This window comes from Nocardia sp. 348MFTsu5.1 (assembly GCF_000383535.1).
Lineage (GTDB): Bacteria > Actinomycetota > Actinomycetes > Mycobacteriales > Mycobacteriaceae > Williamsia > Williamsia faeni.
In genome coordinates this window covers 301,342-320,689 of sequence record NZ_KB911510.1, presented here as the reverse complement: position 1 = coordinate 320,689, position 19,348 = coordinate 301,342, and the positions used below count along the sequence as shown (strand labels likewise).

Genomic DNA, 19,348 nt, shown 5'->3' with positions numbered 1-19,348 from the left:
TGGAAATTGTTGTCAGCGTGAAAGAGCCTCCACGATGGAATCGTTGAACTCGCTCCAGAGCGGTTTCGCCCACGCACCGAAAGGCCGGTCCGTGAGCACCACGCAGGCTGCGGACAACGCCGGATCCACCCAGAGGAACGTCCCGGACTGACCGAAGTGACCGAAGGTTCCCGGGCTGTTCCGGCTCCCGGTCCAATGCGGATTCTTGTGCGACCGGATCTCGTACCCGAGCCCCCAGTCACAGGGCCGGTGTTTGCCATAGCCGGGGACGAACCCGTCCAGCCCCGGGAACTGCACCGATGTCGCCTCGGCGAACAACTCGGTGGAGACCAGGGCCGGTGCGAGAAGCTCGCCGGCGAACGCCGCGAGATCGGCGACCGTCGAGTGCGCCCCGTGCCCGGCCGAGCCCTGCAGCGCCGTCGACGTCATCCCGAGCGGCTCACAGACGGCCTGCGCGAGGTACTCGTCGAACACGATGTCGGCCTCTGTTCCGATCAGCTCGGCCAGCACCTCGAATCCGGCGCTCGAATAGACGCGCTGCTCCCCCGGCCCGGCAACTATTTCGAGACTGCCAAAATCCAGACCTGAGGCGTGGGCCAACAGATGCCGCACCGTGGCACCGGGTGGACCGGCCGGCTGATCGAGTTCGATGGCTCCCTCCTCGATCGCGACCAGCACCGCATGTGCCGCGAGCAACTTGGTCACCGACGCGAGCGCGAACACCTGATCGGTGTCACCACTCGTTTCGATCACCTGTCCGTCGGACACCACCGCCGCCGAGACCGCGCCCACGGGCCAGCTGTCGAGTTGCTTGAGCATGACGCCCATGCCATCACGCGGAGTGTGTGCGCGGCAACTGACAGGGCCCGCGGCCGTGGCCGGGCCGGCGATCAGACAGCGCGGTCCTCGTCGGTGAAACGAATCACCCCGCGGATGTTCTTGCCGTCCAACATGTCCTGGTAGCCCTCGTTGATCTGGTCAAGGCGGTATTGCCGGGTGACCATGTCATCGAGGTTGAGCTTGCCCATCTTGTACATCGAGAGCAGTTGCGGGATATCGATCTTGGGGCTGGCGCCACCGAAGATGGTCCCCTGCAGATTCTTCTGGAGCAGGGTCAGCATCGCGAGGTTGAGCGTGACCTGGTTCTCCATCATGTTGCCCATACCGGTCAGGACGCAGGTGCCGGCCTTGGCGGTGATGCCCATCCAGAGGTCGACGTCCTTGCCGTGCACCTCACCGACTGTGACGATGACCTTCTTCGCCATACCTCCGGCGGTCACCTCGGCAATGGTCATCGCAGCTTCTTCGACGCTGGCAAACGCGTGGGTCGCACCGAACTTCAGCGCTTGTTCGCGCTTCCACTCCACCGGATCGATCGCAAACACGTTGCGGGCACCGGAGATCACCGAGCCCTGCAGCGCCGCGATCCCGACACCACCGCAGCCGATGATCGCCACGTCTTCACCCGGGCTGACCTTGGCGCTGTGAGTCGCCGATCCGTAACCCGTCGGGACACCGCAGCCCACCAGACAGGCGACCTCGAACGGGATCGTCGGGTCGATCTTCACCACGGACGTTTCATGAACGACCATGTACGGGGAAAACGTACCGAGCAGCGTCATCGGGTAGACGTTTTCACCGGCCGCGGTGTGGATGCGGAATGTGTGGTCCGACACGGCTTCACCCTGCAGGAGCATGGCGCCGAAGTCGCACAGGTTGCTCAGGCCCGATCGACACGACGGACACTTGCCACACGACGGGATGAATGACAGCACCACATGGTCCCCGACCTCGAAATCGGTGACCCCTTCACCGACCTGCTCGATCACCCCGGCGCCCTCATGTCCGCCGAGCACGGGGAAGCCACCCATCGGGATCCCTCCGGTCACCAGATGGTGGTCGGAGTGGCACATACCCGCGGCTTCCATCCGGATCTTGACCTCACTCGGCCGCGGGTCGCCGATCTCGATCTCCTCGATCGCCCACTTCTCGTTGAAGTTCCTGAGCAATGCGCCTTTTGTCTTCATCGAACCTCCCAATTCGCGGCACAGGGGTGCCTACCAAGAGCCGTCCGGCTGTGGCCGGAGCGCAACTTCTATCCCGACAGTGACCGCAGTCACCGTGTTGAGAAAATTGTAACGTGTTTCAGTTTTGCCGCCAGTGCCAGTTTCCGGCGAGTTCTCCACCAACGCGAAAACAACCGTGGCCGACCGCTGTGAAGCGGCCGGCCACGGTTATCGCGTTCGCTGGAGTTGCAGGTCGCAGACCTAGTGCAGTCCGGCGTCCTTGCCGCCGTACTCCTGGCGGAGTGATGGCTTGATCACCTTGCCGGAGGCATTGCGCGGCAGCTCGTCGATGACGATCATTTCCTTCGGCTGCTTGAAACGTGCCAGGTGCTCGTTGAGGAACTCGATGAGCTCTTCGAACGTCAACTGCTCGCCGGGGTGGAGGACGACGATCGCGACCGGAACCTCACCCCAGCGGTCGTCGGCCCTGCCCACCACAGCTGCTTCGAGGATCTTCGGATGCGCGAAGAGCGCATTCTCGACCTCGGCGCAGTAGATGTTCTCGCCGCCGGAGATGATCATGTCTTTCTTGCGATCGACGACGTAGACGAACCCCTCGTCATCCATTCGCACCAGATCTCCGGAATGGAACCAGCCGCCGGCAAACGCATCCGCGGTCCCCTGCGGGTTCTGCCAGTAGCCCTCCATCATGTTCGGCCCGCGGTAGACGATCTCCCCCACGTCACCGGTTTTCACATCGTTCATCTCCGCGTCGACGACCCTCGCCTGCACCGAGGGGATGACCTGCCCCACCGATCCGAGCTTGCGCAAGGCATCTTTGCCTTCGAGCACACAGGTGATCGGCGACATCTCGGTCTGTCCGAACACCGCGACGTTGATGGCGTCCGGGAACACCTCGGCCATGGCCCGCAACACGGTGTCCGACGCCGGTGCCGCACCCCACGAGATCACCCGCAACTTGACGTTGCGCGGCTTGGCCTTCTGCACCGCACACACCACCTGCCACTGCGCCGGAACGAGGAAGATCGAGGTGATGCCTTCCGCCTCGAGTACATCCAGCAACGCCTCAGGGTCGAAAGCACCCAGCGGATGGATCACAGTCGGCACACCGAGGTAGAACAGCGGGGCCATCGCACCCATCGCCGCGATGTGGAACATCGGTGCCACACACGAGCCGACGTCGTCATTGCGGATCTGCAGCGCCGAGATACAGGTGACGGCCTGCGCCTGCATGTTGGTGTGAGAGAGCATGGAGCCCTTGGGATTACCGGTGGTTCCCGAGGTGTACATGATCATCGCGATCGAGTTCTCCGGCACGTCGATGGCCGGCAGGTCCGACGGGTCCTCGGCGATCAGGGTGTCGTAATCGAGTGCATCCCCGACATCGGAAGGACCGACGATGATCAGGTTCTCGACACCCTCGGTGGTCTTGCGGACCGCATCGGCGAGCGGGGCGAGCAGCGACTCGGTGACGATGACCTTGGCACCGCTGTCGGCGACGAGATAGCCGACTTCGGGAGGCGTCATCCGGATGTTGACCGGCACCGCGATCGCGCCGATCAGATTGGCGCCGAAGATGACCTCGACGTACTCGCTGCGGTTGAGCATCAGCACCAGCACGCGATCACCGAAACGAACACCGCGGTTGTACAGCGCTGCGGCGAATGCGGTGGAACGGTCGCCCAGCTGCTTCCAGGAGGTGTCCTGTCCCAAGAAGCGCAAGGCGACCTGGTCGGGCTTCATCTCTGCGTGACGGCGGATGTGGGTGTTCCAGTTGTTGCGCCGAGACCGGAACGGCTCCTCGACGAGGTGGTCGGACTGAGGCAATGTGGAGCTCGTCATTTTCCGCTTCCTTGTTGTGTGACCAACGCCGAGATCGACCTCAAGCGTTGATGTTTCCGAATGCTAATTGGATGCAACTGTCTGGTTTTTGCTCTTGCTTGCGAATGCGGCGATCAATGCCACGAATTCGGGTGATTGCAGGAGTTCGGTCTGGCCCTGTGTCTCCAGTTGCAACGCCAACTCGAAACCGGCCATCGTCTGGGCGTCGATCGCCTTCTTGGTCAGCGTCAGAGCCCGGGGTGAAGCCGCCAGCAGTTTGTTCACCACTTGATCGACCTTGTCCGCCAACGCTTCCGACGGCAGCACTGCGGTCACCAACCCGTCGGCGTATGCCTGCGTCGCCGGCAGGCGTTCACCGAGCAACGCCAACTCGTTCGCGCGAGCACGGCCGACCGCCGCAGCCACCGTCGAGGTGGCGGCGCCGTCGGGCATCAAACCTATGTTGACGAACGCGAGCAGGAAGTAGGCCGATTCGGAGGCATAGATGAGATCGGACGCGAAAGCGACCGATGCTCCGATACCGACTGCCGCCCCGTCGACCACCGCGACGACCGGGACTTCGAGCGCCCGGATCGCGCGGACGACATCGGATCCGGTGTTGATGGTCCGCTCCGCGCGCTGCCGCGCCTCCTCTTCGGACGCCGGCGGTTCCGCAGTGGCCATCTCGATGAGATCGGCACCAGTGCAGAAGTCCCGGCCGGGAGCACCGATGACCACAACCCTCACCGCGGGGTCTGCCGCCCACTCACCGAGCGTCTCGATCAGCGCCGTGCTCGTCGCCGAGTCCATCGAATTCTTCCGGGCAGGCCGATCAACCAGAACGCGCGCAACGCCCCGGTCGTCGACGGCCACAGAAAGCCCATTGTTCGCCGGCATGCTCGCCACCCTAACCCTCAGATTCTCACAATTGCGATGTAGATCACGTGAATCCACATTAACTTGTCAGATTTCTGCCGGACGCGTCAAGTGTTCGCGAGCGGTTGTCCTCGCTGGTCGACGGGATACGCCCCCTCCGCTGCAGATAGTCGCCGCCTGCGGCTAACATTGATAAATGGCTTCAGCCAACGGACGCGTCAACGACGCCCCCACACCCGCTTCTGCCGCACCGAGAACCCGTCAGCGACCGAAGGACCGCCGCGAACAGATAATTCGCGTCGCCGCCGAATCCTTCAGCGAACACGGCTATTTCGCGACCGGTGTCGATCAGATCGCCGGTCAGGTCGGAATCAGCGGCCCGGCCCTGTACCGGCACTTTCCCAACAAGTACGCACTCTTCTCCGAGACGGTCCGCACACTCGGCGCCGACCTGGATCGCGCGATCGCACAGGTGCCCACCCTACCCGGTGAACCCGAACGCGAGTTGAACCTGCTGATCACCGAACTCACCCGGACCACGATCGAGAACCGCTCCCGCGGTGCCCTCTACCGATGGGAGGCGCGATACCTGAATCCAGAGGACCGCCGGCAACTCGGCGAGTTCGTGGGTCGGATGCACGCCCGATTCGCGTCCATTCTGGACCAGATCCGCCCAGAGCTGTCGACCGGAGGTGTGCCGGCGCCGGGACGCCTGGCGACGGACGCGCAGTACCTCAGCGGCGCGGTGCTCAGCGTCATCGGATCGATCACGACGCATCGGGCCTCATTGCCCCGCAAGCGGATCGAGGCAGTCATCCTCGCCGCCGCGATGGACGTGGCCCGGACCGATCTGCCGCCGAACGATCCGACGGCGGTGCCCGCACGCCCGGCCGCACCGGTCGGTCTTCCGATGGCATCGAAGCGGGAAGCCCTGCTCACCGAGGCGATCCGATTGATGAGTGCCCGCGGATTCCATGACGTGACGATGGAAGAGATCGGCGCCGCGGTCGGCATGAACCAGTCGGGCGTCTACCGCCACTTCGACACCAAGGTCGCCATGTTGTCGACCGCGTTCTCCCGGGCCAGTGAGCGCATCACCGCGGGGATCAGCGATGCTCTCGCCGAGTCTGCGACGCCGGACGAAGCCGTTGAGAAGCTGGTCACCAAGTACGTCGACCTCTCGTTCGCGAACAGCGAACTACTCAATCTGTACCTGTCAGAGATCGGCAGCGTGCCCGAACCGCAGCGGATCGAACTCCGCGACCAACAGCGCCGCAACGTCGAAGAATGGGCACAACTCGTCGGCCAGGTCCGCCCTGGCGTGAACCCGGTCGAAGCCCGGTACCTGGTGCATGCCGCCTTCAACACCGTGCTCGACCTCGGCAACTGGGTACGCTACGACCCCCGACCGGCGACCCGGCTTCGCATCGAGGCCGTCATGACCGCGATCCTGCTTCCGAAGCAGTAGACCGGACACCGGTTCGGCCAGTCACACGACCTTGAAGTCAGAGATCAGCCACTTGCCGTTCACCCGTTCGAGTGTCACCTTGACCATGGATTGATACGGGATCCCCTCCGGCAGTTCGGCGTCCGTCTGTGGCGACTTCACCGTTTGATCCATCGCCACCAGGACCACCGCATCTGTCGATGAAATCGATTGCAGTGCGGCCTCTTTCGGCTTCGCCGACGCAACGGCCTGCGCATTGGCGCTACCTTCGCGGGCCTGCCGGGATCCTTCGATGAAGTCCTTGGCGAACGCCGGCGTGGAGATCTCGGTGATCCGGGCATCCAGCTCCGCAAAGTTCGCGGAATCGTAGGTCAGCAGGTCTGCGGCATACCGGCCGGCGTCCTCGACAGCACTGGGACGAAGGTCATTGACCTGGTCATCGCCCGCAGCCCGGCTGTCGGCTTCGCGGTACAGGTACGCGAAGACCCCGGCGGCAACCAGTGCCGCGATCAACAGAATCGAGAGCACCGGGACGGTCCACCGGCCGCCTCGCCGGACCGGACGATCAGCGGCCTGCCCATCCGACGTCGCCACCGCACCGCGGCCCGCCCGACGCTCCTCGCGCGCCGCCTCTTTGGCCCGCTTTGCCTCGGCAGCGGCACGCATCTTGTCGCGGTTACGGCGATTCGCCTCGAGAAACGCCTCCGAGTCGAAGGGCGACGGATCCGACTGAACGGTGGAATCGACCGCGGATTCTTCGGGCTCGGCCGTCACCGGCCGCGACGCCACAGGCTCGGTCGTCACCGGCTCATCGCCGGACTCCCCGTTTCGATCAACCTTCGCTTTCGGACTCATGCCGCCAATGTAGGCCCTCCGGAGACCGGCGCCACACCACTTTCGAGCTCGCCGATCGGCCACCTGCAGGTATTCCATCACATATATGTGATGTGATACTTTCGCACCGCGAGCCCGACCGACGATCCAGGAGCACCTTCATGACCACTTTCACGCCCGAACAGGCCGACTTCGCCAAGTCGGTCGCGGACTTCTGCGCCCGAGAGGCCGGCACCCGCGAACAGCGCGACGCGCTCACCGCAGGCGGTACCGAACTGCACTCGGTGGAGCTGTACAAGAAGATGGCCGAACTCGGCTGGGCCGGAATCCTGGTACCCGAGGAATACGGCGGCGCCGGCGCCGGGAACATGGAGATGTGCATCCTCCTGGAAGAGGCCATGCGCGGGAATGCCCCGATCGGTGGCATTGGCCCGACCCTGATCACCGCCGCGGCCTACCAGAAGTTCGCGAACGAGCAGATGAAGAAGGAAGTCCTCGCCGATGTTGTTGCGGGCGAGTCACTCTCGATCTCGATGTCCGAGCCCGAAGCGGGTTCCGACGTCGCCGCACTCACCTGTCGCGCCGAGAAGGTCGACGGCGGCTGGGTCATCAACGGGCAGAAGACGTGGTGCTCCAACGCCCACTTCGCCAAGAGCATCCTGCTCATCGCGCGAACCGATCGCAACGGCAAGAAGCACGAGGGCATCACCCAATTCCATATCCCGGCGGGCACCGAAGGACTGGAGATCAGCGGCATCGACACCCTCGGCGGACGGGAGGTCAACGACCTCTACTTCACGAACGTCCGGGTTCCCGACAGCGCAGTGGTGGGCGAGGTCGGCAACGGCTGGAACCAGCTCATGAGCGGCCTGAACACCGAACGCCTGATCCTGGCGGCCATGCAGCTCGGTGTCGCCGAACGCGCCTTTGCCAACACCCTCGAATTCGTCAGTGAGCGCAAACAATTCGGACGCCCGGTCGGTACCTTCCAGGCGCTGCGGCATCGTCTGGCCGATCACGCCACCGAGATCGAATGCACCAAGCTGCTCGTCTACAGCGTCGCCGCACAATCGGATGCCAATCCCAAGAAGATGCTGCCGCGCGAGGCATCGATGGCCAAGCTCAAGGCCACCGAGGTCTCCAAGGCGATGACCATCGACGGTATGCAGATGATGGGCGGATACGGCTATGCAACCGAGTTCGATGCAGAGCGCCTGATGCGGGGTGCGATCATTTCTACTGTGTATGGCGGAACCAACGAGATCCAGCGCGACATCATCGGCAAGACCTACGGTCTGTAAGTGCCTTGACGTCCTCTTCACGCGCGGTGCTGCGCCGGCGGCCTCAACTCTCCGAGGAGGTCGCCGGCCATCTTCGTCATCTCATCATGACCGGCGCCATCCGCCCCGGCGAGTTCATCAGGATGGACGAGACCGCGGTTGACCTGCAGGTGAGCGTCACCCCGGTGCGCGAGGCATTGCTCACTCTGCGGGGTGAAGGGATGGTCAACCTGGCACCGCACCGCGGATATGTGGTCGCCGAGCTCACTCGACAAGACGTCGAGGACATCTTCTGGCTCCAGGGCGTCCTTGCCGTCGAACTCGCCGTCCGGATCTCGAAAACGGTGACACCGGAGCAACTCGACGAGCTGTCCGAGCTGAACAACCAGCTGAAGGCCACCATCGCTTCGGGTCGTCCCGCCGACGTCGCCGCTGCCGAGTTCGAGTTCCATCGCGTCCACAACCGCATCGCCGACGGCGGAAAATTGGCATGGTTCCTGCTCAACGCCACCCGCTACACGCCGCAGGATCTCTACGCCAGTGATCCACAGTGGGGCGAGGTCGCCTGCGAGAGTCACGCGAAATTGATCGAGGCCTATCGCAACGGTGACCGCGACGAGGTCGTGACCCAGACCCGCCGCCAGTTCACCGATGGCGCCGAGCGCCTGACCCGCCACCTCGAATCCGTCGGACTGTGGGCAGACGACACCATCGACGAGGCGTCGAGCGAGAGCTGAGAAACCGGCCGCGATTCTCTATTCTCGGTGCATGCCAGACATATCGGTGCGCGTCCTGGGCGCACTCACCGTCATTCGCGACGGTGAACCGGTTGCACTCGGCGGTCCGCTTCCCCGGGCACTACTCGCACGATTGGTGATGGCCCGCGGTCACATGGTGCCCGATGCGACGTTGATCGACGACCTCTGGAGCGACAGTCCCCCGCGGTCGGCTCAATTGACCCTCCAGGGTTACGTGGCCTCTTTGCGCAAGGCACTCGAACCGGAGCGGGGACGATCAGCGCCTGCAGTTCTGGTCAGACGAGGCACCGGGTACGCGCTCGCCATCGACCCGCAACAGGTGGATGCCGGCAGATTCGAGACACTCGCCGAGGCCGGCCGGGATCAGCTTGCCGCCGGACACGTCGATGCGGCCCGGACCACGCTCGCCGAGGCTCTCGAATTATGGTGGGGCCCAGCCTATGCCGATGCCGCCAAGTGGGACTTCGCCGCCAACGAAACCGTCCGCCTCGAACGCCTCCGCGACGATGCCCTCGAAGATCACCTTGCGGCGAGGTCGGAGTGCGGCGAGCACGCCGCGGTCATCGCCCAACTCGAAGCCATCGTGGCTGCCGACCCGCTCCGGGAACGCGCATGGGAACTGCTGGCGCTGGCGCAGTACCGCGCGGGCAAGCAGGGTGACGCGCTCGCGTCACTGCGGACTGCCCGCGAACGTGTCGCCGACGAACTCGGCGCCGACCCCCGCCAGAGCCTGCTCGACCTGCAGAGCGCCATCTTGAACCAGGATTCGTTCCTGATGTCCGGAGCGCCCGCCACACGCGCTGCAGCCGAAAACCGGCCGGCGGACAACCCCGAGCGACCTACCGGGAACATCCCGCTGGCATTGACCTCACTGGTCGGTCGCGTCGAGCAGATCAACGACATCACCGATCTCGTCGCCGAACACCGGTTGGTGACGCTCATCGGTCCCGGCGGTATGGGCAAGACCCGTGCCGCACTCGAAGTCGCCCGGGAACGCAAAGACGTCGACGGTCCCTGGCTCGCCGAACTTGCCGGCGCGCAGAACGCCGATGCCGTGCTCGACACGGTGGTGTCCGCGCTGGGTCTGACACTCAACGGTGGAATTCCGGTCCTCACGTCGATTCTGCACGACCGCGATTTCCTTCTTGTCCTCGACAATTGCGAACACCTCCTCGATGAGGTCTCGGTACTGGCGACCGCAATCCTGCGCACCTGTCCCCGGGTGCGGATATTGGCGACGAGCCGCGAAGCGTTGGGCGTCGCCGGAGAAGTGGTCTTCGACATGCCGCCCCTGGCCGACTCGGCCGAACTGTTCCTGGAACGGGCCGGTTCCGCCGCGGCGGACGCCACTGCAGATGAAGTCGAAACACTCTGCAGCGCACTCGATCACATCCCACTGGCGATCGAGCTCGCGGCCGGCCAGTCCGCCACGCTCTCGGTCCGGCAGATCATCGACATGCTCGACGACCGGTTCGCGATCCTCCGCGGCGGACCCCGGACCAACAAACGGCATGCCACCATGCAGGCGGCCATCGACGGTTCGTACCAGTCGTTGACCGAACGCGAGCGGCAGTTGTTCTGCGACCTCGCGGTGTTCAACGGCGGATTCGACCTGGATGCCGCCAAGGCGGTCACCGGCCACCGCGGGCTCCTGTCGGACCTGAGCGCTCTCATCGACAAGTCGATGCTCAAGGCCCTGGGCGGTGATCCCCGCCGGTATCTGATGCTCGAAACCCTTCGCAGTTACGCACAGGTTCAACAAGATCCGGAACGGGCCGCCTCACTGCGGCGGGCTCACATCACATGGGTGCTCGCCACGGCCACCGACGCATATCTGGGACTTCGTGGACCCCGGTGTCTGCAATGGACCCGCCGGCTCGACGCCGAGATGGCCGACGTGCGTGCCGCCCTCGACCTCGTCGATCCCCACTCGCAGACCTATCTCGAGATTGTCGGCAACGTCTACTGGTTCTGGTTCCGGCGTGGATTCGCCGACGAGGGCATGCGAATGCTCGAGCCCGCCGTCGACGCCCCGGCCGACGTCCCCATCGCCACCCGGACCCGGGCCCTGGCCGGTCGCGCGATCATGAGCTACCTGGGTGCAGATCTCCCGTCGCTGTTCGCGGCACTGACCCGCCTCGGTGAGGTGTACTCCGAGTTCGACCTCACCTCGGAGGACCGGGTGGAACAGGTCGCGCGCGGTGACGCGGCGGTGACGCTGGCATTTTTCGAAGCCGGGTCAGGCCTCATCGATCCCGCCCGGGTCCACGCCAACGTGGCACTCACTCTCGGCCGCCGGTACGACTCACCCTGGACTGTCGCCGAAGCGTTGATGTCTTTGGGCACGGCCGACTTCCGGGCGGGAGATCACAGTTCGGCGGGCACGCATCTCGAGGCCGCCGTCGCCGCCGGACGCGACTGCGGATACGACTGGCTCGCCGCCTCCGCACTCTGGATTCACGCCAAAAGTGATATCGCACAAGAGAAATTGGATGGATCCGCCGAACGCAAGCTCGCCCAGATGGTCGGGTACTGCGAACGTGCCTACGACCTGACGTCATGGATGGTTGCACTGTTCACGCTGGCATATACGTTGTTTCGGCGAGGCCTCCATGAACACGCCGGCCGCCTCATCGGGGTTGTCGACAACATGACCGAGCTCACCGGATATTCCCCGGAAAAGATGGATGTTGTCGAACTCGCCGCATTCGGTTCGACCATGCGATCGCAGATCAATCCCGAAATCCTCGCCCGAGAATCATTGACCGGCAGTACGTTGACCCGCGACGAGGTCCGGGACCTGGTTCACGAGTGGGCTGGATCGACCGTCATCTCTTGACTGTTTTCAATGCGATTCGGTTCACCACAATTCGGACAGGCGCCCGGTTTCGTAGCTGATACCCGACTATTGCTATCTTTTGCCTTCTTCACAGGTCAGGTTGATATGATCGACCTACATAAGAGTTGAGTTCGTGATCGTCGGTCGCACAATGAGTGGAGAGTCCAGAAGTGGCGAAGAAGCAAGTAGTGGAGTTCATTGACGACCTAGACGGGAAGGTTCTCGAAGAATTCGAGACCGTTCGATGGGGACTCGACGGCAAGCAATACGAGTTCGACACGTCCCCCAAACACGCTGAGCAATTCCGCCGCGTACTCGCCAAGTACCTGACCGCATCACGACGCGTCAACGCATCCCGCCAGGGTGGACGCGCAGCGGAGAAGGTCGAAAAAGCCCCGACGCAAGCGATTCGGGAATGGGCCAAGGACGAGGGATACGAGATCAGCGACCGGGGCCGCATCCCTGCCGCAATCATCGAAGCCTACGACGAAGCGCACTAGAAACGCAGCTTCAGACCTGCCTAATCGCGTGAAATCCGATTCGGATGGCGCGCTATCGAAGCCAGAAGGTGCCTGCCCCCGCCCACCAAAGGTAGGGGCAGGCATCTTTTTTGGGCCCATTAATCCAGCGCCGGCCTTCACAGTATGCTCTCAGCATTGGGCCGCCTATCGCCCTCTGCGGCCATACCTCGCCAATGACAGGCATCACATTTTCGGCCATTCCCATGGGGGCCGCCACATGGATCGCCTACACATTCATAGCGCTTTCATCCCCATACTGAAAGTATTACCGCAATCGACTGCGGTACAACTGGAGTAGATGTTCTACAAGTATGTTTGGTATCAAACATACTGGTGCCCAGCAGTTTTGATGCGACCAACCTTCGTCGCCCGCGGGTTGGATCTCGATGCCCGCATGCAATTCTGAGTGCGCGAACTCGGGGCTGTCATCTGTAATCAATGCCGACTCCGCCATGTATCGTCGGACGATGGCTCACTTCAACCTCCTCCCCCCTCTGGATGGTTGTGGCCTGGTATCGGCGACACCGGGTCCTGACCTGTCCGCAGCGGACTACACCGAGCGCGAGTATTCGGTCAGCGGCGCTGCCCGGTCATTCGAGACACCACCTGAAACGCCCTCGGATCGTCCCGATTCGGTGGCGGTCACCGGCGTTGCCGACTTCTGCACACGCGTTGTTGTGCGGCGGCCGATCGAGAACTCGCGGTGCAGCGGGAACGTGGTTGTCGAGTGGCTCAACGTCAGCAGTGGGGCGGATGCCGCACCCGGATACACGTATCTGGCACACGAATTGGTCCGCAACGGTGATATCTGGGTGGGTGTGTCAGCGCAGTACACCGGGGTCGCCGGCGGGACGGGGTCGGTGGCGGCCCCGGGGACCACGCCGTCCAACGGACTGGTCGGGGAACCTCGCTACGCCGAACTCTCACATCCCGGCGATGCGTTCTGCTACGACATCTTCACCCGGGTGGCCGCTGCGTTGGGAAGTCCGGGCGGGCCGTTGAGCGATGTCGATGTCGACTGTCTTGTGGCTGCCGGAGAGTCACAGTCCGCCATCGCGTTGACAACCTATGTCAACTGTATTTCCAAGCAAGAGAACGTCTTCCACGGGTTCCTGATCCACAGCCGCGCCGCCGCGGGTCTGCCGCTGCAAATATCGGACCTGGCCATCGATTTGCTGCCGGTGTTTCGGCGTCCTGCGGTTCCGATCCGGGGCGACCTCACAGTCCCGGTCCTGGTCGTGCAGACCGAGACCGACATCCTCGGCGACTTCCGCTACGTGGTGGCGCGTCAGAATGACGGCCCGCGCTTTCGGCTGTGGGAGATTGCCGGCAGTGCCCATGCCGACCGCTATCAGGTCGGCCCCTTCGAGGAGTTCCTCGGATGCAAAGGCCCGGTGAACCGAGGGCAGCAGCGGTTCGTACTGCGAGCCGCGATTCGCGCATTGTTTCACTGGGCTCGAGGTGGCGAGGGACCGCCGACCGCCGACCGTCTTGCCACCGACAAGAGCGGCGATGAGGGGTTACGTTTCTCCATCGACGACCACGGCAATGTGCGTGGCGGGGTCCGGACTCCCTGTGTCGAGGCCCCGGTATCGGTGCTCAGCGGCGTCGGGCGCGCCGGCGAGTCTCGAATCTGCCGCCTGTTCGGAAGCACCGAGCCAATCGATCCCGCAGTGCTCACACTCCGTTATCGGGATGCCGATACCTATATGGAGCACTACGCGGCCGCAGTGGATGCGGTCATCGCCGCCGGCTTCGCACTCGAAGCGGACAGAGCCGAACTACTGGACGACGCCGAACCGGATGCGTTGGCCTGACCCACCACATCGGCGCCCCGACTATGCCCCGGCCGGATCGGGACGCAGGAACTCCGTGATGACCGTCCGTACCTCCCCGGCCATGACCCCACTGATATGCCCGCCCGGATACCAGTACACCGGGCCATCCCAGTGAGCGTGTAGCCGTTCGGCCGCCGCGACCGAGGTGACTCGATCGTTGAGTGCCGCGATGACCAGCCTGCGCCGGCGATCAGCAAACGGATTGACCGCCAACGGATTGATCACCGCAGCGACGTCACGGACTGGTTCCGAGCGCAGGAGGTCGGCAAGCGCGCGGCCCCGTTCTCCCCCACGGACAAGGTGGTGGGCCATGGTCTCGTGGAGGTCGAGCATCGGCACCACCGCCATCACTGACTCCACCGACGGTTCCAGACCAGCCAGTAACGCGGCGATCGGACCCCCCAGCGAGATCCCGCCGACCGTCACCGCCGTGTCATCGACGGTGGACATCCAGCCGATCAGCGACCGGATTTCGGCGACTGCCCGGACTGTCAGAGCGACATTCGTCAGGACATCGAAGCTCGGGTAGAGGCCACCACGCCGGCGCCGTAGACCGTGTCCGGGCAGCACCGGGAAGACGACGTTGTAGCCGAGGTCGTAGAGATGGGCGGCACGCAACGACAGGAGGTCGTCGATCCTGCCTTGGCCCGCGCCATGGACCCAGACCAGCCACGGGTGTCCGCGATCGGGGTGCACCAGGACACGAGCCGTTGCAACGACGTCGGCTGCGGGCTCCGGTGCGCCGGGGCGAATCGGATAGACGGGTCCGCAGGTGAAATCGAGTCTGTCATAGGTCATTCCGGCGATATTTCGACGATGGCGCTGCCGGATCGAGAATTCGGTCGATGCCAGGTTCACACCGACCCCCAGCGCTTTCACCGTCGGTGCCACCCGAGCGCACTCGCGCACGAACTCCTCCACCTGCCGGGTCTCCGGAACGGACCGAACCATGGAAAACGCCGCGATGAAGAGCTCATCCAGCGCCGACTCGCCCACCGTGCGAGGACCAAACCTCGAAACCGGAATGAGGGGGCTCACCGGCCGCCGGCTCGCTGAGTGGGCGCTGAAAATGGCCCGCGGCATGACTTCGGCCAGCAGACCGAGCCGCGTCAGCGACGATTCCACACGTGTCATCCAACGACGTTGGGCAGAGTCCCCCGGAACGTCAGATCCGATCATGGTTGGCCTCTTCGGCATTCAGAAGTCCGCGAGCAGAGAGGGCTTCAGTCAGTTCATCGAGTGCTTCCCGAATTCTCTCCAGGAAACGAGCAGGGTCGGGCATCGACTCGGGTGTTGTTATCAGCCCCAGGGACAGAACCCCCGCGTAGCTGTAGGCCGTCAGGTTGACATCAGCCGGCGCGATGGCGAGAGCGAAGGATGTCCACGACTCCACCTTGATCTCACCGATCCAGCGACATCTCGAGGGCCCTGGCATGTTGGCCGTGGTCACGTTGTTCATCACCCGAGGGGCTATCGGCGCGGCGATCGGACGGGCACGTGGTCCCAATCGTCCTGTATAGGTTGCCATTTGCTCGGTCAGCCCGAATCCGGTCTCGCGACGCAGAGCGACCGACGCCGAACAACTCTCGGCCGTTCGGCGCACCCGTTCGATCGGATCATCGATCTCGGTGTGCAGATACGCTGCAGCCGTGGCCAAATCGTTTCCCTGAGTCCTGGTGGACCGCAGATCGCGGCACACACCGAACATCGCCACTGCCGGTCGGTCCGACTTTTCTGCGCGTGCCGACATCTCCTTCCGAACCGCCGCGGCGACGATACCGTGAAACACTCCGTTGACCGTCGTTCCCGTTGACACCGCGGCGCGCTGAACATCGGCCAGTGGAATGGTGCTGCGTGCACAACTGCGCCGATGAGAACTCGGCGTGCTCAAGCTCGTTCTCTGCGCTCCCATGAATCGCGGAATCAGTCGTCGACGGTCGAAGCGGTAGGTGGTCCGCGCTGTCTTCGCTACGTCGGCGACAACCGATGGCAGGTTTGTGATCAATCCGAGCGTGTCACTCCGGGTCATCGCACGCATCTTGCGGTGATCGGCATTGTCGCCGGTGGACGGAAGGGGGCAGGGTTCCGGAGGCCGGCCGCCGTCCGCCTCGGTGGTGGCGTAGAGAAAGCAGTTCAGCGCGGCCAGACCGTCGGCGACTGCGTGATGCACCCGCACCACGATCCCCTGCCTACCGTTGGGCAGGCCGTTGACCAGGGTCAGTCCCCACAGCGGTCGGTCACGCGACAATTGCCGGGTGGCGAGTTCGGCAAGGAGATCATCAAAGCGCCCGTCGCCCCCTCCATCAAGATTCACCTCATCGAGGTGATGATCCAGCTGAAAATCGTTGTCGAACACCCAGAATGGCCGGGCACGATGTCCTCGGATCGACTCGACACGCTGGGTCGCCCTCGGAAACGCTCCGAGGTGCCTGACGAGCACCGACCGCACCTCATCGAGGCTCACCGGCTTCCCGCGCCTGCTGGTGTCGAGAACGGCGACCTTCAGCGTGTGCATCGGTGTCGTCGGCGTTTCCATGTTCAACATCAATGCGTCTGGTCCGCTCATACGTTCCATGGCTCATTCCCCTCCCGAACCACTCGTCGAAGGTGCCCCGGCGGACAGCGGATCAGTTACCGCGGTCGGACCAGGCAGACCGCTCGCCGCCAACAGCTCTGACAAACCCTCGTACAAGCCGTTGATGATCTCCCAGGGATCAGGCACCAGACTCGGATCGACGTGTAGCCCGAAGTCCAGGCGTTCCATGTTCGACAGCACGGTGAAATTGACACCCATCCCCTCGAGGATCACCGAACTCGGATATATGCCAGTGACTTTCGCTCCACCCATGTAAAGCTGCAACGGTGGACCGGGCACGTTGGAGACGAGCGTGTTGATCCGGAAGCGCACCTTTGAGATCATTTCGGTCTCATATAATGCCCTGATCGCGGTACCGAGCACCACCGGCGCAGCCACTTCGCCGAGCGACTGGATTTGCCGTGCGCCAAGCGCTTTGGACATCTCCTTTGCAGCCTTCGACGCCTCGTGGATCGACATCAGCCGCGCAACCGGATCGTCGACGTGCGTGGCCAGCTCGACGAACACCGTGCTGATCTGGTTGTCCTGGGTCTCGTCGCCCTCAGATCGAGTCGAGACCGGGACGGCAGTCACCAGCGGTCGATCGGGCAGAACGTCGAGGGTAAGCAGGTAGCTGCGTAAAGCACTGGCGCACAGCGCCAGTACGACATCGTTGATCTTGACGCCGTGAATCTTCTTGATCGCGTCGATGTCGGCGAACGCCACACCGGCGAATGCGAGCCGGCGCCGCGCACTGATCGACGAGTTGAACGGTGTCTTCGGTCCTCGCGGCACAGCACTGGACAACGCCGCGCCATGACGCGCCTGGTCGATCACGGTCCCGACCTTCGTGAGCATGTCGTACCCATATCGCGTGTAGGTCAGTGGCAACCGGATCCATCGCGATGCCAGTCCGCCGAGGACGCCGCCCACTCCCCAATCGCCCGCCACCGAATCCTTCGAGTCGGGCTTGGGAATCAGCGGCGCGGTGGCATCCGGCTCGATGTCGAGCATCGCCGCCGCCAAGCCCACACCCGCGACACCGTCGAGAAGACAGTGGTGGTACTTCATCAGCAGTGCAACTCGGCCGCCGACCAAACCCTCGATCATCCATACCTCCCAGAGCGGGCGATTGCGATCGAGTTGTGAGCTCAGCAGCAACCCGGCGACCTCACCCAACTCTTTGGCACCGCCCGGTGACGGCACCCCGATGCGGTGAACATGGTGGTGTATGTCGAAATCCGGATCATCGACCCACACCGGACGATCCAAGCCGAGCGGCGCCTCTTGGAGCTTCCACTTGAACTTGGGCGCGTAGTCCATTCGCTCACTCGTGAGTCGCAGGACGTCGTCGAAATCCAGACCGTTCGGGCCAGGTTCGAGGATGGTCAGCCCACCGACATGCTGGTGCCATGACGCTGTCTCCGCTGCGAGAAACAGTGAATCAGTTCCGCTCAGTCGTCGCATTCGTTCGACCCCCATGCCCACCCGGCTGGTCATTCGTAATTATACGAAACCCTTTCGTATAAAAACGAGCATACCAAGTCGGCCACTGATGTCAGTGGTTGGTGGTCTATGTCACAGTGCCGGAGAGCCCGGCGATGGCAATTCCGCCCAGATCAACTGATGACTGCTGCGGTGACCGCACCACGCAGGATCTGCTCGAAGACCTCGTCGCCATTCCCGAAAGCCTCGAAGAACCCGGACAGCTTCAAGGTGACAAAACCGCTGATCGCAGCAAAGAGCGCCAGCTGCGTCTGCAGCACACGATCGTCGGCTACACCCGCGGTCCGGATCATCACCGCCAGCGCCTCCCCGGCGTCAGCACTCGCGGCCCGGAATGCTTCGGTATCAGCCGGGGTCCGGGTAAGTGACCTGCAACGATGTGGCCATTTCTCGGCATAGTCGACAAAAACCCGAGCCAAAATCCGTAGCCCGTCGACCCCGGTCCGACCCATCGCCGCCCGGCGAGCCAGATCACCCAGCTCCCGCATGGCTCGCAGCTGAAGTTCATTCTTGATCTCGTCGAGATTCTTGACGTGGTTGTACAGCGACGACACCCGCACGCCCAAGCGCGCCGACAACGCCGTCATCGTCAGGGCGTCTGGCCCCAGCTCATCGACCATGTCCCGGGCCGCCACGACGACCGCCTCATGGTTCACACGGCGTCGTCGTGCCCCCGGTTCAGCCGATCGCTCTTCTTGAATCGACACTTGGCAACCTCTTCCAACGAATGGTGTTCGTTACAGAACATTACCCCTTCGACACTCTTTGGGTCTCCGTGGTCCCGGTCACTGTCAGGATTCAGCTACGCCCGGAGAGCCCCCACTTTCCAGCCGCAACACTCCAACGGGTCGGCATACGATCCGGGAACTTCGATACGGAGATCGCCGTCGCGGCACCGCAGACACCGACGGCGAGACCAGTGAAATCAGATAGCGCTTCCCACCAGCTGCGGGTGCCGGCCATCAGGTCGGCGAACGAGTGGTTTTGAAAGTCGAGCACCTGTTGGGATTCCGCCGTGTCCATTGC

At 63.5% G+C, this 19,348-nt stretch carries 16 protein-coding genes; 6 read left to right on the top strand and 10 right to left on the bottom strand.

Annotation, left to right across the window (positions count from 1 at the left end):
• Positions 1 to 12: 12 nt before the first annotated feature.
• The 4 genes from H290_RS0104830 to H290_RS0104815 form a co-directional block, all read right to left on the bottom strand.
• Positions 13 to 828: a serine hydrolase gene (locus H290_RS0104830; RefSeq protein WP_020105639.1), complete on the bottom strand. Its 816-nt coding sequence runs from the start codon at positions 826 to 828 to the stop codon at positions 13 to 15.
• Positions 829 to 890: 62 nt separating this feature from the next.
• Complete coding sequence (locus tag H290_RS0104825) at positions 891 to 2,027, bottom strand: NDMA-dependent alcohol dehydrogenase (RefSeq protein WP_028462793.1); 1,137 nt, start codon at positions 2,025 to 2,027, stop codon at positions 891 to 893.
• A gap of 240 nt (positions 2,028 to 2,267) precedes the next feature.
• Positions 2,268 to 3,869 (bottom strand): fatty-acid--CoA ligase FadD5, encoded by a 1,602-nt coding sequence (gene fadD5 / locus H290_RS0104820; protein WP_020105637.1) that lies wholly within the window; start codon positions 3,867 to 3,869, stop codon positions 2,268 to 2,270.
• Positions 3,870 to 3,932: 63 nt separating this feature from the next.
• Positions 3,933 to 4,745, bottom strand: a complete 813-nt coding sequence (locus H290_RS0104815; protein ID WP_020105636.1) for an enoyl-CoA hydratase-related protein — start codon at positions 4,743 to 4,745, stop codon at positions 3,933 to 3,935.
• A 175-nt stretch (positions 4,746 to 4,920) separates the two neighbouring features.
• On the opposite strand from H290_RS0104815, the gene H290_RS27820 reads away from it, so the two are divergent.
• The gene (locus H290_RS27820; RefSeq protein ID WP_020105635.1) at positions 4,921 to 6,192 is read left to right on the top strand and encodes a TetR/AcrR family transcriptional regulator; all 1,272 of its coding nucleotides are present in this window, start codon (positions 4,921 to 4,923) and stop codon (positions 6,190 to 6,192) included.
• 21 nt (positions 6,193 to 6,213) lie between these two features.
• Here the strand turns inward: H290_RS27820 and H290_RS0104805 are convergent, their stop codons facing one another.
• Positions 6,214 to 7,026: a hypothetical protein gene (locus H290_RS0104805; protein WP_020105634.1), complete on the bottom strand. Its 813-nt coding sequence runs from the start codon at positions 7,024 to 7,026 to the stop codon at positions 6,214 to 6,216.
• 140 nt (positions 7,027 to 7,166) lie between these two features.
• On the opposite strand from H290_RS0104805, the gene H290_RS0104800 reads away from it, so the two are divergent.
• From H290_RS0104800 to H290_RS0104780, 5 genes are all read left to right on the top strand, one after another.
• A complete protein-coding gene (locus H290_RS0104800; RefSeq protein WP_020105633.1) occupies positions 7,167 to 8,306 on the top strand; it encodes an acyl-CoA dehydrogenase family protein in 1,140 nt (379 codons plus the stop codon).
• A 5-nt stretch (positions 8,307 to 8,311) separates the two neighbouring features.
• The gene (locus tag H290_RS0104795) at positions 8,312 to 9,022 is read left to right on the top strand and encodes a GntR family transcriptional regulator (protein WP_196809499.1); all 711 of its coding nucleotides are present in this window, start codon (positions 8,312 to 8,314) and stop codon (positions 9,020 to 9,022) included.
• Between the two features lie 31 nt (positions 9,023 to 9,053).
• Positions 9,054 to 11,882 (top strand): BTAD domain-containing putative transcriptional regulator, encoded by a 2,829-nt coding sequence (locus H290_RS0104790; protein ID WP_020105631.1) that lies wholly within the window; start codon positions 9,054 to 9,056, stop codon positions 11,880 to 11,882.
• A 170-nt stretch (positions 11,883 to 12,052) separates the two neighbouring features.
• Complete coding sequence (locus H290_RS0104785; protein WP_020105630.1) at positions 12,053 to 12,382, top strand: Lsr2 family protein; 330 nt, start codon at positions 12,053 to 12,055, stop codon at positions 12,380 to 12,382.
• Positions 12,383 to 12,870: 488 nt separating this feature from the next.
• Positions 12,871 to 14,220: an alpha/beta hydrolase domain-containing protein gene (locus tag H290_RS0104780; RefSeq protein ID WP_020105629.1), complete on the top strand. Its 1,350-nt coding sequence runs from the start codon at positions 12,871 to 12,873 to the stop codon at positions 14,218 to 14,220.
• Between the two features lie 21 nt (positions 14,221 to 14,241).
• Here H290_RS0104780 and H290_RS0104775 read toward each other — a convergent pair whose 3' ends face one another.
• The 5 genes from H290_RS0104775 to H290_RS0104755 form a co-directional block, all read right to left on the bottom strand.
• The gene (locus tag H290_RS0104775) at positions 14,242 to 15,375 is read right to left on the bottom strand and encodes an alpha/beta fold hydrolase (protein ID WP_020105628.1); all 1,134 of its coding nucleotides are present in this window, start codon (positions 15,373 to 15,375) and stop codon (positions 14,242 to 14,244) included.
• Between the two features lie 31 nt (positions 15,376 to 15,406).
• Positions 15,407 to 16,807, bottom strand: a complete 1,401-nt coding sequence (locus H290_RS27815; protein WP_155976688.1) for a wax ester/triacylglycerol synthase domain-containing protein — start codon at positions 16,805 to 16,807, stop codon at positions 15,407 to 15,409.
• A gap of 12 nt (positions 16,808 to 16,819) precedes the next feature.
• Complete coding sequence (locus H290_RS27810; protein WP_081631486.1) at positions 16,820 to 18,316, bottom strand: wax ester/triacylglycerol synthase family O-acyltransferase; 1,497 nt, start codon at positions 18,314 to 18,316, stop codon at positions 16,820 to 16,822.
• 119 nt (positions 18,317 to 18,435) lie between these two features.
• Entirely contained in the window at positions 18,436 to 18,978 is a 543-nt protein-coding gene (locus tag H290_RS0104760; protein WP_020105625.1) for a TetR/AcrR family transcriptional regulator, read from the bottom strand.
• Positions 18,979 to 19,120: 142 nt separating this feature from the next.
• The gene (locus tag H290_RS0104755) at positions 19,121 to 19,345 is read right to left on the bottom strand and encodes a hypothetical protein (RefSeq protein WP_020105623.1); all 225 of its coding nucleotides are present in this window, start codon (positions 19,343 to 19,345) and stop codon (positions 19,121 to 19,123) included.
• Positions 19,346 to 19,348: the final 3 nt, after the last annotated feature.

Coding starts and splice junctions, on each gene's coding strand:
- H290_RS0104830 (WP_020105639.1), bottom strand. CDS start 828: ATGGGCGTCATGCTCAAGCAACTCGACAGCTGGCCCGTGGGCGCGGTC.
- H290_RS0104825 (WP_028462793.1), bottom strand. CDS start 2,027: ATGAAGACAAAAGGCGCATTGCTCAGGAACTTCAACGAGAAGTGGGCG.
- fadD5 (WP_020105637.1), bottom strand. CDS start 3,869: ATGACGAGCTCCACATTGCCTCAGTCCGACCACCTCGTCGAGGAGCCG.
- H290_RS0104815 (WP_020105636.1), bottom strand. CDS start 4,745: ATGCCGGCGAACAATGGGCTTTCTGTGGCCGTCGACGACCGGGGCGTT.
- H290_RS27820 (WP_020105635.1), top strand. CDS start 4,921: ATGGCTTCAGCCAACGGACGCGTCAACGACGCCCCCACACCCGCTTCT.
- H290_RS0104805 (WP_020105634.1), bottom strand. CDS start 7,026: ATGAGTCCGAAAGCGAAGGTTGATCGAAACGGGGAGTCCGGCGATGAG.
- H290_RS0104800 (WP_020105633.1), top strand. CDS start 7,167: ATGACCACTTTCACGCCCGAACAGGCCGACTTCGCCAAGTCGGTCGCG.
- H290_RS0104790 (WP_020105631.1), top strand. CDS start 9,054: ATGCCAGACATATCGGTGCGCGTCCTGGGCGCACTCACCGTCATTCGC.
- H290_RS0104780 (WP_020105629.1), top strand. CDS start 12,871: ATGGCTCACTTCAACCTCCTCCCCCCTCTGGATGGTTGTGGCCTGGTA.
- H290_RS0104775 (WP_020105628.1), bottom strand. CDS start 15,375: ATGACACGTGTGGAATCGTCGCTGACGCGGCTCGGTCTGCTGGCCGAA.
- H290_RS27815 (WP_155976688.1), bottom strand. CDS start 16,807: ATGAGCGGACCAGACGCATTGATGTTGAACATGGAAACGCCGACGACA.
- H290_RS27810 (WP_081631486.1), bottom strand. CDS start 18,316: ATGACCAGCCGGGTGGGCATGGGGGTCGAACGAATGCGACGACTGAGC.
- H290_RS0104755 (WP_020105623.1), bottom strand. CDS start 19,345: ATGGACACGGCGGAATCCCAACAGGTGCTCGACTTTCAAAACCACTCG.